Annotated in this window: 12 protein-coding genes and 1 pseudogene; 12 read left to right on the top strand and 1 reads right to left on the bottom strand. The window is 69.0% G+C overall.

Features of this window, described 5'->3' with window-relative positions; genetic code table 11:
* The first annotated feature begins 63 nt into the window (after nt 1–63).
* From BMX32_RS00895 to BMX32_RS00945, 12 genes and pseudogenes are all read left to right on the top strand, one after another.
* Nucleotides 64–2,058 (top strand): acetyl/propionyl/methylcrotonyl-CoA carboxylase subunit alpha, encoded by a 1,995-nt coding sequence (locus BMX32_RS00895; RefSeq protein WP_089973958.1) that lies wholly within the window; start codon nt 64–66, stop codon nt 2,056–2,058.
* 12 nt (nt 2,059–2,070) lie between these two features.
* Nucleotides 2,071–2,973, top strand: coding sequence for a hydroxymethylglutaryl-CoA lyase (locus BMX32_RS00900; protein WP_089973959.1), 903 nt, complete (start codon nt 2,071–2,073; stop codon nt 2,971–2,973).
* Between the two features lie 105 nt (nt 2,974–3,078).
* Nucleotides 3,079–3,564: pseudogene (locus BMX32_RS18830) on the top strand (GNAT family N-acetyltransferase); the annotation flags it as partial.
* Nucleotides 3,565–3,651: 87 nt separating this feature from the next.
* Nucleotides 3,652–4,050 carry a GNAT family N-acetyltransferase gene (locus tag BMX32_RS18835; protein WP_280140826.1) on the top strand — a complete coding sequence of 133 codons (399 nt, stop codon included), beginning with the start codon at nt 3,652–3,654 and terminating at the stop codon, nt 4,048–4,050.
* Entirely contained in the window at nt 4,047–4,616 is a 570-nt protein-coding gene (locus BMX32_RS00910; protein WP_089973960.1) for a GNAT family N-acetyltransferase, read from the top strand. The genes BMX32_RS18835 and BMX32_RS00910 overlap by 4 nt, the downstream gene beginning before the upstream one ends.
* A 93-nt stretch (nt 4,617–4,709) precedes the next feature.
* The gene (locus BMX32_RS00915; protein WP_089973961.1) at nt 4,710–5,477 is read left to right on the top strand and encodes an SDR family NAD(P)-dependent oxidoreductase; all 768 of its coding nucleotides are present in this window, start codon (nt 4,710–4,712) and stop codon (nt 5,475–5,477) included.
* A gap of 30 nt (nt 5,478–5,507) precedes the next feature.
* On the top strand, nt 5,508–6,074 hold the full coding sequence (yeiP, locus tag BMX32_RS00920) for an elongation factor P-like protein EfpL (RefSeq protein WP_089973962.1): 567 nt from the start codon (nt 5,508–5,510) through the stop codon (nt 6,072–6,074).
* A 111-nt stretch (nt 6,075–6,185) separates the two neighbouring features.
* Complete coding sequence (locus BMX32_RS00925; RefSeq protein ID WP_089973963.1) at nt 6,186–8,255, top strand: FUSC family protein; 2,070 nt, start codon at nt 6,186–6,188, stop codon at nt 8,253–8,255.
* A gap of 67 nt (nt 8,256–8,322) precedes the next feature.
* Nucleotides 8,323–9,348: an amidohydrolase family protein gene (locus tag BMX32_RS00930; RefSeq protein WP_089973964.1), complete on the top strand. Its 1,026-nt coding sequence runs from the start codon at nt 8,323–8,325 to the stop codon at nt 9,346–9,348.
* 96 nt (nt 9,349–9,444) lie between these two features.
* The gene (locus tag BMX32_RS18585) at nt 9,445–9,942 is read left to right on the top strand and encodes a hypothetical protein (protein WP_170843530.1); all 498 of its coding nucleotides are present in this window, start codon (nt 9,445–9,447) and stop codon (nt 9,940–9,942) included.
* A 16-nt stretch (nt 9,943–9,958) separates the two neighbouring features.
* On the top strand, nt 9,959–11,239 hold the full coding sequence (gene kynU / locus BMX32_RS00940) for a kynureninase (protein WP_089973966.1): 1,281 nt from the start codon (nt 9,959–9,961) through the stop codon (nt 11,237–11,239).
* The gene (locus BMX32_RS00945; RefSeq protein ID WP_089973967.1) at nt 11,236–11,937 is read left to right on the top strand and encodes a hypothetical protein; all 702 of its coding nucleotides are present in this window, start codon (nt 11,236–11,238) and stop codon (nt 11,935–11,937) included. Before kynU ends, BMX32_RS00945 begins: the two co-directional genes overlap by 4 nt.
* A 71-nt stretch (nt 11,938–12,008) precedes the next feature.
* Here the strand turns inward: BMX32_RS00945 and BMX32_RS00950 are convergent, their stop codons facing one another.
* Nucleotides 12,009–13,301, bottom strand: a complete 1,293-nt coding sequence (locus BMX32_RS00950; RefSeq protein ID WP_089973968.1) for an argininosuccinate lyase — start codon at nt 13,299–13,301, stop codon at nt 12,009–12,011.
* Nucleotides 13,302–13,310 lie beyond the last annotated feature (9 nt).

Consider the following 13,310-nt stretch of genomic DNA (forward strand, 5'->3'; position numbering starts at 1 on the left):
CGCCCGACGCGCCCGATCTGCTAATTTTCCCGCCTTTCCCCTTGCCCCTAAGCCGGGAGCCGCATGTTCGACCGCATCCTGATCGCCAACCGCGGCGAAATCGCCTGCCGCGTCATCCGGACCTGCCGGCGCCTCGGCATCCGGACGGTCGCCGTGTATTCCAGCGCGGACGCCGACGCCCAGCACGTTCGCCTCGCCGACGAGGCGTGGCCGATTGGCGGCCCCCGTCCGGCGGAGTCTTACCTGCGCGGCGATGCCATCATCGAGGTGGCGCTCCGCACCGGCGCCCAGGCGATCCACCCGGGCTACGGCTTTCTTTCCGAGAACACCGATTTCGCGCGCGCGTGCGCGGAAGCCGGCATCGCCTTCATCGGACCCCGCCCCGAAAGCATCGACGCGATGGGTTCGAAGGCGGCCGCCAAGGCGCTGATGGAGCGCCACGCGGTGCCGCTCGTGCCCGGCTACCACGGCGCCGACCAGGATCCGGCGCACCTCGCCGTCCAGGCGGATCGCACCGGGTATCCCCTGATGATCAAGGCCGCGTCCGGGGGCGGCGGCAAGGGCATGCGCATCGTGCGGGAGGCGGCCGGCTTCGCGGAGGCGCTGGCCTCCGCGCAGCGCGAAGCCGCCAACGCGTTCGGCGACACGCGGGTGATCCTCGAGCGTTACGTCGAGCATCCGCGGCACATCGAGTTCCAGGTGTTCGGCGACACGCATGGCAACGTCATCCACCTCAACGAGCGCGAGTGTTCCGCGCAACGTCGCTATCAGAAAGTGCTCGAGGAAACGCCGTCGCCCTTCCTCGACGACGCGCGCCGTGCGCGCATGGGCGAGGCGGCCGTCGCGGCCGCCCGCGCCGTCGATTACGTCGGCGCCGGCACGGTCGAATTCATCGTGGCGCAGGACGGCGAGTTCTTCTTCATGGAAATGAACACGCGCCTGCAGGTCGAGCACCCGGTCACCGAGGAAACGCTCGGCCTCGATCTCGTCGAATGGCAACTGCGCGTGGCGGCCGGCGAAGCGCTGCCACTGGCGCAGTCCGACATCCGCGCCGTGGGCCACGCGATCGAGGTACGCCTGTACGCCGAGGATCCCGAGGCGAACTTCCTGCCCGGTTCCGGCCGGCTGCTGTCGCTGGATCTTCCCGCGCCCTCGGCGCACGTGCGCCTGGATGGCGGCGTGATCGCCGGCGATACGGTCACCATCTTCTACGATCCGATGATCGCCAAACTGATCGTGCACGACCGCGATCGCACGCAGGCGCTCGAACGCCTGCGCGAAGCGCTCGCGCAGACGGAAATCGTCGGGCCGAAGTCGAACGTCGCGTTCCTCGAACGCCTCGCTCGCCATCCGGTGGTGATCGAGGGCCGGATCGATACCGGCTACCTCGACCGTCACCTCGAGGAGTTCCTTGTCGGCGATGCGCCCCCCGCCGACGTCGATCGATTCGCGGCGGCCACGGCGATGCTGCTGCAGGACGAAACGGCCCCGCAGGTGGTCGCCGGCGACCCGCATTCGCCGTGGGCGAACGCGGACGCCTGGCGCATCGGCCATCGCGGCAGGCGCGTGATCGCCCTGCTGGAAGGCGGTCGTCGCCACGAGATCGACGCGCACGGGCATGGCGGCGACTACGTCCTCCGTCTGGGCGAACACACCTGCATGGTCGCCGGCGCGCGGTTCGGCGACGGCATGCTGTCGGCGCGTTTCGATGGACGGTCGCGACGCATCCCCATGGCCGTGCACGGCGGCCACGTCCGCCTGCACGACGCGGAAGAGCATCGATGGACCTTCGAGCGCGCCCCGGCATTCGCCTGGGCGGGCGAAGCCTCGGGTGGCGCGCGCCACCTCGCGGCACCCATGCCGGGCCGCATCGTGCTCGTGCGCGCCAGCGTGGGCGACACGGTGGAGGAAGGCCAGGAGCTGCTGGTGATGGAAGCCATGAAGATGGAACTGGCCTTGAAGGCTCCGCGTGCGGGCACCATCGAATCTATTTCGGCCGCCCAGGGCGACTTCGTGGACGCGGATGCGATCCTCGTTCGTTTCGCCGGCGCGGCCTGAACGGAGCGACGCATGAATCCATCGAACCACGTCCGCATCGTCGAAGTCGGACCGCGCGACGGCCTGCAGAACGAAAAGGCGATGCTGCCGGCGGCGGTGAAGATCGAACTGATCGACCGTCTCTCGGAGACCGGCCTCGCCACGATCGAAGCCACAAGTTTCGTCAGCCCGAAGTGGGTGCCGCAATTGGCCGACGCGGCGGACGTCTTCCGTGGCATCCGCAAGGCGCCGGGCGTCGTGTATCCCGTGCTCGTGCCGAACCTGCAGGGCTACGAGCGCGCCCTCGAGGTCGGCGCCACGGAAGTCGCGGTGTTCACGGCCGCCTCCGAGGCATTCAATCGCAGGAACATCAATGCGTCGATCGACGAATCGATCGACCGGTTCGTGCCGGTGATGGAGCGGGCGCGCGCCGACGGTGTCGCCGTCCGCGGCTATGTTTCGACGGTGCTGGGCTGCCCGTATCAGGGTGAGGTGCCCGTGGCCGACGTCGTGCGCGTGGCGCGCCGGCTGCACGAACTGGGCTGCCACGAAGTATCCCTCGGCGACACGATCGGCGTCGGTACGCCCGCGAAGGCGCGCGCGATGCTGCGCGCGGTGGCCGCGGACGTACCGATGGACGCGCTCGCGATCCACTTTCACGACACCTACGGTCAGGCGCTGGCCAACATCCTGGCGTGCCTGGAGGAAGGCGTGCGCGTGATCGACAGCGCGGTGTCCGGCACCGGCGGCTGCCCTTACGCCAAGGGCGCCACCGGCAACGTCGCCAGCGAAGACGTCGTCTACATGCTGCATGGCATGGGCATGACCACCGGGGTCGATCTCGACCGCCTGGTGCAGACGGGCGCATGGCTGGCGGGGCAGCTCGGCAAGGAAACGGGAAGCCGGGTGACAAAGGCGCGCGCCGCGGCAGCGTGACTCGCCGTTTCTGGTGGGAGCCAGCCTGCTGGCGATGGGTGCTCGCGGCAAGCACCCATCATCAGCAGGCTGGCTCCCACCGGTTCCCCATGGCAGCATCGGCGCATGCCCGCCGACTTTCTCATCCGCCCCATCGAGCCGCGTGACGACGCCGACGTCGCCGCGGTCATCCGCACCGTCATGCCCGAGTTCGGCGCGGATGGGCCCGGCTTCGCCATCCACGATGCCGAAGTGGACGGCATGTCCGCCGCCTACACGAAACCTCGCACGGCGTACTTCGTCGTCGAGATGAACGGCCGCGCGGTCGGCGGCGGCGGCATCGCACCGCTCGAGGGCGGCGACGCCGAGACCTGCGAGCTGCGCAAGATGTACTTCCTTCGCGAGGCACGCGGCACCGGGGCGGCCACGCAGCTGCTCCGTCGCTGCCTCGACGCCGCGCGTCGACTCGGGTTCTCGCGTTGCTACCTCGAAACCCTCACGGGCATGGACGCGGCGCAGGCCCTCTACCTGCGGCTGGGCTTCACGCGGATCGACGCACCGATGGGCGGTACCGGCCACTTCAGCTGCGATCGCTTCTTCATCCGCAGCGTCAACGACGGCGACCTCATCGTGCCGCCGAAACCGCCCTCCCTCGTGTTCGCCATCGACGATCCCGGTCGCGACGACGTGCTCGCATTGATGGAGGAGCTGCACGTCTACCTGTCCGATCTCGACCGGCACCCGCCGGCGCACGCGTTGAGCGCCGACGCGCTGCGACAGCCACAGACCACCTTCATGACCGCGCGCGTCGACGGTACGCCGCTCGCGTGCGGCGCGGCCGTCGACCACGGCGAATACACCGAATTGAAGTACATGTACGTGCTGCCCGCGTGTCGCGGCATGGGCCTCGGCAAGCAGATGCTCGACGCGCTCGAACGGCAGGTGCGCGCGACGGGCGGCACGCTGGTGAAGCTGGAAACCGGTACCGCGCAGACGGAGTCGATCGAACTCTACGAGCGCGCGGGCTATCGCCGATGCCGTCCGTTCGGCGACCATCACGCCGTGCCCTCCAGCATCTTCATGGAAAAACCCCTGTGATCCGTATCGCCGTCGAGGCCGACGCCGCCGCCTGTCACGCCATCTACGCACCGATCGTCGAGACCAGCGCCATCACGTTCGAAACCGGACTGCCCGGTGTCGAGGCGATGGCCGGCCGCATCCGCGCGCGGCTCGCCCACCATCCCTGGCTCGTCTGGGAAGACGACGGCGAAGTGGTGGCGTATGCCTATGCCGGGCGTTTTCGCGAGCGCGCGGCGTACGACTGGATCGCCGAAACATCCATCTACGTGCACGAGAAGGCCCGTCGCCGCGGCATCGCCCGCCGCCTCTACGGCGCGCTGCTCGGCGCCATGCGCCTGCAGGGCATCAACCAGGCGGTCGGCGTGATCACCCTGCCGGGCGACACGAGCGTCGCGATGCACGAAGCCATGGGCTTCGCCCCCGCGGGCATCTGGCCGAAGGCCGGCTACAAGCTCGGCGAGTGGTGGGACGTGGGCGTGTGGAGCCTGTTCCTGTCCGAGCCGGCGAACCCGCCCCGGCCGGTGGTGCCGTTCGCCGGACTGGCGTCGTCGCCGGCGCTGCGCGCGCTTCTCGACGCCGGTTGAGTCGGATCCGCCGCGGCAGCGGACGCCGACGGCGCATCGCATCGCACCCTCGGATAAGATGCGCTTCTTTGCCAGTCGCTTAGCGGAGTTCCCATGCAGCTCGAACAGGTCAGGGCCGTCATCACCGGCGGCGCATCCGGTCTGGGTCACGCCGTCGCCCAGCGCCTCGTCGCCGCGGGCGCGAAGGTCGCCCTCTTCGACGTCAACGAAGACAAGGGCCACGCGGCCGCCGCCGCCCTCGGCGCCAGTGCCTCGTTCCAGCGCACCGACGTCACCTCCGAAGACGGCGTGGTGGCGAACGTCGCCGCCGCGCGCGACGCGATGGGCGGCCTCAACGTGGTGGTGAACTGCGCCGGTATCCTCGGCGCGGGTCGCGTGCTCGGCAAGGACGGCCCGATGCCGCTGTCGACCTTCTCCACGACGGTCATGGTCAACCTGGTCGGCAGCTTCAACGTGGCCAAGGCCGCGGCGCAGCTCATGCAGGGCAATACGGCGGGCGACGACGGCGAGCGTGGCGTGATCGTCAACACCGCCTCGGTAGCCGCCTACGAAGGCCAGATCGGCCAGGCCGCCTACTCGGCGTCCAAGGGCGGCGTGGTCGGCATGACGCTGCCGATGGCGCGCGAACTCGCGCGCTTCGGCATCCGCGTCAACACGATCGCACCCGGCATCTTCTGGACGCCGATGGTCGACGGCATGCCGCCGCAGGTGCAGGAGTCGCTCTCGGCGTCGATCCCGTTCCCGTCGCGCCTCGGCAAGCCGGAAGAATTCGCGGACACCGTCGCGTTCATCCTCACCAGCCGTTACCTCAACGGCGAGACGATCCGCCTCGACGGCGCGGTTCGCCTCGCACCGAAATAACCCAACCACGACATCGAAGTCTTACCATCCATGAAAGCATCCGAAGTCAAGAAAGGTAACGTCGTCGAGAACGACGGCACCGTGTACCAGGTCCGCGACATCGAGCGCAGCTCGCCGAGCGCACGCGGCGGCAACGTCACGTATCGCTTCACGCTTTACTCGATCCCCGGCCATCGCAAGTTCGACCTCAGCGTTCGCGCCGACGACGAACTGAAGGAAGTCGAGCTCACCCGCCGCCAGGCGAAGTTCTCGTACATGGACGGCGACGCGTTCGTCTTCATGGACGACGAGGACTACACGCAGTACACGCTCGACGCCGCCGTCGTCGGCGACAATGCCGGCTACGTCGTGGAAGAACTCGAGGGCTACTACGTGCAGGTGATCGACGATGCGCCGGTCGGCCTCCAGGTGCCGACCTCGGTCGTGCTGACCGTGAGCGACACGGCCCCGGAAATGAAGGGCGCGAGCGCCACCAAGCGCACCAAGCCGGCCACCCTCAGCACCGGCATCGAAATCCAGGTGCCGGAATACATCACCACCGGCGAGAAGGTCACGGTCAACACCGTCAGCGGCGAGTTCGCGGGACGCGCCTCGTGATGGAAGGGGGACGGAAACGCATGCGCGCTTCCGTCCCCCTCGCCCGCTTGCCGTGCAGTCAGCCAGCCGCACGCACAATGGGCGGCCCGACAGGATGAGTCAGGCCCGACCATGAGCAACGGTTACTCGTTCCGCGCCAGCGTCGTCGACACGCTGATCCGGACGAAGCGTCCCGATGTACCGATGCGCGTGGCGCTGCGGAACACCGCGGCCGTGGTGCTTCCGCTCGCACTGGGTATCGCCTTCGGCTATCCGCAGGTGGGCATCGGCATCGCGGCCGGCGCGCTCGACACGATGTTCTCGGACCAGCCCGGCCCCTACCAGCAACGCCTCAGCCGCCTGTTCCTCGCGGCGCTCGCCGCGGGTGTCGCCTCGCTCGTCGGCTTCCTCATCGGCAACTGGATCGCCCCCATGGCGCTGGCGTGCGCCGTCTGCGGCTTCGCGGGCGGCATGCTCGTCGTCTTCGGGCCGGACATCGCGCGCGTGGGCATGACCAGCATGCTGCTGCTCGTGATCACGGCCGCGACACCCACCGATGTTCGCGGTGCGTTGGCCGGCGGCGGCCTCATCTTCGCGGGCGGCATGCTGCTGGCCCTCTTCTCGATCGCGGCGTGGCCGTTGCAGCGGTATCGTCCCGAGCGCACGGCGCTGGCCGTGGTGTTTCGCGGGCTGTCGGACCTCGCGCGCAAGCCGCAGAAGGATGGCGAGGCCCCGGGCCTCACCGACGCGATGAACGCGCTGCAGGTCACCCTGCTCGGGCGGCACCACGCGCACGGCCGCGCCATGGAAGCGTTCCGTGTGTTGCTCGAACTGGCCGAACGCATCCGTCTCGAACTGATCGCCATCGCCGAACTGGAATCGGGTCGCCACGGCGTGGGCGAAATGTTCCGCAACGACGCCTCGCGCGTGCTCGTCGCCGCGGCCGACGCGCTCGACATGGCCGAGCCCCCGCAACGCGCGGAGCGCGCACTGGCCACGCTGCAGGCGAGCGAGCGGGCGCTGCTGTCCGGCGGCACGGCGATGGGCATCGGCGCGCATATCCAGGCGCTGTCGGGCCAGCTCGCCGCCGTCGTCCGCAACACCAACTGGGCCGGCTCTCGCGGTGAAGAACGCGCGCAACGCGCGGAAACCGCGTTGCCGAAGACACTGCAGAGCGCCTCGGCGCTGTCCACCCTGCGAGCGAACCTGACGCCGGGATCCGTGGCCTTCCGGCACGCCGTTCGCTGCGCCGTGGTGCTGACGGTCGCATTCGTGATCTCGCGGCATTACGCCCTCCCCCATGGCTACTGGCTGCCGATGACCGCCGCGATCGTGCTGCGTCCGGACTTCGCCGCCACCTTCAGCTTCGGCCTGTTGCGCGTGGTCGGCACCGTGCTCGGCCTGATGCTCACGACGTTCGTGCTGCGCTTCACCCCCGACGTCGTCTGGGCGCACCTGCTGGTGATGGGCATTCTCTGCCTCGTCTTCCGCTATCTCGCCGGCGCGCATTACGGCATCGCGGTCGCCGCGCTGACCGGTACCGTCGTCGTGCTGCTGTCGTTCGAAGGCGTCGACCCTTTCTCCGCGATGTCGGACCGCGTGCTCAACACGGCGCTGGGCAGCGCGCTCGCGTTGCTCGCCTACCTGCTATGGCCGTCGTGGGAGCGCCACCAGACGCGTCTCGCGCTGTCGCACATGCTCTGCGCCTACGCCGACTACCTCGACGCCCTGGCCGTTCCGGAAGACGAAGCCCGCCGCTACGAAGTGCGCACCGCCACCCGCACGGCGCGAACGAACGCGCAGGCCTCGGTCGACCGCATGCGCGCCGAACCGGGCACGCCCGCCGTGCTGCTCGAGCTCGCCGAGACGCTCTACGCCAACGGCAACCGTCTCGCGCGAACGTCGATGGCCCTCGAGTCCCTGATCGACGACCCGGCGGCGGGCGCGGCGTGGCCTCACATCGGCGCCTTCATCCGCGAGGCCTCGACGGCGCTGCGCAGACAGGGGGAGGCGCTGACGCGCATCGAAGGCATCGAGGCGCCACCCGCCCTGCGAGAGCACCAGCGCACGCTCGCGGACGCCGTCGGACGGACGGGCGATCGCGAGCTCGCCGACGCCGTGGCGCGCCTGACCGATCGTCTCACCGACAACGTCGACACCATCGCGCACGTGGTCAACCGCCGCTCGACCACGCCGGCCTGAGTCTCCGCCCCGGGGCATGCTGCACCGCGAGAGGCCCCGGCACGGCACGAGGGCTACACTCGGCCGCATGCTGAAGATCGATACCCACGCGCACATCCTGCCCCGTGACTGGCCCGATCTCGCGGCCCGCTACGGCGACGACCGCTTTCCCGTGATGACCCATACCAGCGGCCACCACCGGATCTACAAGGACGGCAGGTTCTTTCGCGAGGTCTGGGAGTCGGCCTTCGATCCGGCCTGCCGCATCGCCGACTACGCGCGCTTCGGTGTCGGCGTGCAGGTGGTTTCCACGGTACCGGTGATGTTCTCGTACTGGGCGAAGGGCCATCAGGCGCTCGAACTGCACACGCATCTCAACGACAGCATGGCCCGGGTGTGCGAAGCGCACCCGAGACACTACGCGGGCATCGGGACGGTACCCCTGCAGTCGCCGGACCTCGCCATCCGCGAAATGGAACGCTGCATCGACGAGCTCGGCCTGCAGGGCGTGCAGGTCGGTTCACACTGCAACGACTGGAACCTCGACGCACCGGAACTGTTCCCGTTCTTCGAGGCGGCCGCGGACCTCGGTGCCGCCGTGCTCGTGCACCCGTGGGACATGATGGGCGCGGACACCATGCCCAAGTACTGGCTGCCGTGGCTGGTGGGCATGCCGGCGGAGCAGTCGCGCGCGGCGTGCGCGCTCATCTTCGGCGGCGTGCTCGAACGCCTGCCCGCGCTCAAGGTCATGCTGGCCCATGGCGGCGGCAGCTTCCCCTACTCCATCGGCCGCATCGAACACGGTTTCCGCATGCGGCCCGACCTCGTCGCCACCGACAACGCGCGCAACCCGCGCGAGTACATGTCGCGCCTTTACTTCGATTCGTGCGTCCACGACGACGCCGCGCTCCGTTACCTGCTCGCCACCGCGGGCACCGATCGGGTGATGCTCGGCACGGACTATCCGTTCCCGCTCGGCGAGCAGGAACCCGGCAGCGGCATCGAGGCCCTCGGGCTCGGCGATGCCGAACGCGCTAGGCTGTTCCACGGTACGGCCCTCGAGTGGCTCGGCGTGCCCATCTCGCGCTTCCAGACCGTCGCCGCGGTGGCGTGACGGGGCGCACACGGGGACGCGTCATCGGAACGCGTCCGCTGTGCAAGAATGCCGCTGTTACGCGGCGCCGCCGCGATCCATCGGGGACTCCACACCGTGAACCGCACCCTGCGACTCCTGCTGACCACCCTCGCCTTCGCCAGTCCGGCGATCGGCGCGACCGACGTCTCCATGGCCGATGGCGAGCTTCGTTTTCCCGTGCCGGACCAGTGGGTACCGATCATGCAGTCGCAGGGCGAGGCCGAGACCCAGGTCTTCCAGGTGCCGGGCTCCAGCGAGGCCGACGCGACGCTGTCGCGCGTATCGGTCACCGTGCAGAAGGTGCCGAACCTCAACGGTTTCCAGCAGTTCGCCGGCACCCTGCGCAGCCGTGCGACGGGCCTCAAGGAGTACGCCACGGGCAAGGCGTCGTCGCCGACCGAGAACGTCTACACGGCGCGCGAGGGTCAGGTAAAACAGAGTTATTTCGAGCGCTACTTCTACAGCAAGGGCTACGCGATCCAGCTGCGCTGTATCCGGCCGTCCGACGACACGAAGTTCGGCGCCACCTTCGACAAGGGGTGTGCCGACGTGGCCGCCCACATGCCCCATTGATCCAAAGGCGCCATCCATGACCGATTTCGAAGCGACGCGCGCATGGGCCGAAGCCCAGGACGCGGCCGATCCCCTGCGCGATTTTCGTGACGAATTCCACATCCCGACGCACGACGGGCGCGACGCGCTCTATTTTTGCGGCAATTCCCTCGGCCTTCAGCCGAAGGGCGTCCGCGCGGCGATCGATGACGAACTCGCGGATTGGTCGTCGCTCGCTGTCGAAGCGCATTTCCGCGGACGTTCGCCCTGGATGCACTACCACGAGTACGTGCGCGACACGATGGCCGAGGTGGTGGGAGCCCGGCCCGGTGAAGTCGTGGCGATGAACAGCCTCGGCGTGAACCTGCACCTGATGCTGGTGAGCTTCTACCGGCCGACGGCCGAGCGTCCCGCGATCCTCATGGAAGCCGGTGCGTTTCCGACGGATCGCTACGCGTTGGCATCGCAGGTGCGCTTCCACGGTTTCGATCCGGACACCGACCTCATCGAGATCGAGCCCGACGGCCCCGGCGGCACGTTGTCCGTGGACGCCATCGCCGAAGCGATCGCCACGCACGGCCCGCGCGTTTCGCTGGTGCTGCTGCCTGGCGTGCAGTACCGCACGGGCCAGGTCTTCGATCTGGAGACCATCGTGCGCCTCGGCCATGCGCAAGGCTGCCTCGTGGGCTTCGATCTCGCCCACGCGGTCGGCAACCTGCTTCTCGCGTTGCACGACAGCGGTGCGGACTTCGCCGTGTGGTGTACCTACAAATACCTCAACGCGGGCCCGGGTGCCGTCGCCGGCGCGTTCGTGCACGAACGCCATGCGCACGCCGACGTGCCACGCTTCGCCGGCTGGTGGGGCCACGACAAGGCGACCCGCTTCCAGATGGGTCCGCAGTTCGTGCCGACGCCGGGCGCCGACGGATGGCAGCTGTCGAATCCCCCCATCCTCGCGCTCGCGCCCCTGCGCGCCTCGCTCGACGTGTTCGCACGCGCGGGCATGCCGCGCCTCGCCGCGAAAAGCCGACGACTGACCGCTTATCTCGACGGGATGATCCGCTCGCGCCTCGCCGACACGCTCGACATCGTGACACCGGACGATCCCGCACAACGAGGCGCGCAGCTCTCGGTTCGCGTCCGCGCCGGGCGCGAGGCCGGCCGCGCGCTCTTCGCGCACCTCGAACGCCACGGCGTCATCGGCGACTGGCGCGAACCCGACGTGATCCGCCTTTCGCCGACGCCGCTCTACAACCGTTACACCGACTGTCTCGACGCCGTCGAGGCGATCGAAGCCTGGGACGGCGCGGCGGCATGAGCGCACAGGAACTGTTCCCCGTACCGTACTCGGAACGCGGCGACGGCTTCGCCGTGCAGGCCGTGACGCATTGGCTGCGCACGGCGCCCGGCCGCGTGATGCTCGGCCTGAAAGCCGGTGGCCTGCCCGTCGCCCTGCCCGATCGTCCCGCCGCCGTGTCGCATCGTGGCGACGAGACGAAAGCGGACGGACACGTCACCGCGATCGACGACGTCAGCAGCGCCTGGCTGCGCGAGAACGGAGACGTCACCGATCGCTACGTCGCCGCGTTGCGCGAGGTGCTGAAACATCCGCGCCTGCGCCTCGACGGTCAGGCGACGCAGGCGATCTTCACCGGTTCCGTCGAACTCTTCGCCGGCCCACGCATGGATCGCGTCGAGCTTTATCTCGACGACGAAGACGGTTCGTACGAACGCGCCATCGACCTCCTCCGCAACGCCCCATCCGACGCACGCACCGCCTTCGCGATGCCACCGGAGCCCGGCACGGGCCGGTTCGACGACCCCGCATTCCTTGCCGGCGAGCAGGCATGGATCGACGGACGCCGCGTGCTGATCGAATACCTGCCCGACGAAGGCGGCCGAGCCGAGACCGCCGCCCTGGATCGCGCCGCGCTGGCCGATGCGCTGGAACGGGCCTGGGCGTCGATGATGGCGGTGTCGGAGCGCATCCGCGCGGGGCTGGGTCAGCTCGGCTGACGGTTGCCCGGTGTGGGAGCGCGCTCCCACGCCGGCCTTGTTGAGGCGAGTACCCTCGGCGGTCCGACAGGTTAATTGAGCGCGGCGAGGCGGGCGCGGAGCGTGTCCAGCATGAGATCGTGGCCGGAACCGGGCGAGGTGCGGGCGGCGAGGCTCGACTCGGGCGTGCGACCATCGCCGGCCGAAGCGGCGGTCTCCGCGGCGGCGCGGTAAGCGTCGCGGAACGGGACACCGGCCACGGCCTGCTCGATGGCGACATCGGTGGCGTACATCGCCGGCTCGATCGCGGCGCGCATCCTGTCGGCCTTCCACGCCATTCGCGCGAGCATGTCCGGCAGCAGCTCGAGCGCGGCGAGTCCCATGGAAAATCCATGGAACAGCGAGCCCTTGGAGAACTGCAGGTCGCGCTGATAGCCGGACGGCAACGAAAGCAGCTGTTCGATCTCCGTGCGCGCGGCCGCGACGCTGGCATAGCTCGCGCGCAGAAGCTCCACGACGTCGGGGTTGCGCTTGTTCGGCATGATCGACGAGCCCGTCGTGTACTCCGCCGGCAGCGACACGAAATCGAATTCCGCCGTGGTGAACAGCGAGAGATCCCATGCGAGACGGCGGGTATCGAGCAGCGCCGTACCGACGGCGTCGAGCGCCGCCATCTCGAACTTGCCGCGCGACAGCTGCGCGTAGATGGGCGAGACCTGCATGCGGCCGAAGCCGAGCGCCTGTGTGGTGTGCGCACGATCCAGCGCCACGTTCACACCGTACCCCGCGGCGGTGCCCAGCGGATTCGCGTCGATCAGCTCGAGCGCCTGGCGCGCGCGGAGCGTGTTGTCGATGAACGCTTCCGCGAAGGCGGCGAACCACATGCCCGTGGACGACACCACGGCGCGCTGGATGTGCGTGTAGCCCGGCATCGGCAGCGCGTCGCCCGCAGCGCGTTCGAGACACACCTCGGCCACACGGCGGGTCAACGCTTCGAGCGTCGATAGCTTTTCCTTGAGCCACAGGCGCGTCGCGACCAGGATCTGATCGTTGCGGCTGCGGCCGGTATGCACGCGGCGACCGGCATCGCCCAGGCGCTCCGTCAGGCGCGCCTCGATGGCGGAGTGGCCGTCTTCGAAGCGCTCGTCCAGCACGAAGCTGCCGGCCTCGAAATCGCCGGCGAGCGCATCGAGCTCGCGCTTGAGCGCGTCGCGCTCGTCGGCGGAAACGACGCCGATGTTCGCGAGCCCTTCGACGTGCGCCTTGCTCGCCGCGATGTCATGGAGGAAGAACTCGCGGTCGAGCACCACGTCGTTACCGGCAAGGAAGCGCATGATGCGCGCATCGACCTGCGTGTCGGACTTCTGCCAGAGCGGCTGCGTCATATCGGGATC

Source organism: Luteibacter sp. UNCMF331Sha3.1, assembly GCF_900109915.1.
In the GTDB taxonomy this organism is placed as follows: domain Bacteria; phylum Pseudomonadota; class Gammaproteobacteria; order Xanthomonadales; family Rhodanobacteraceae; genus Luteibacter.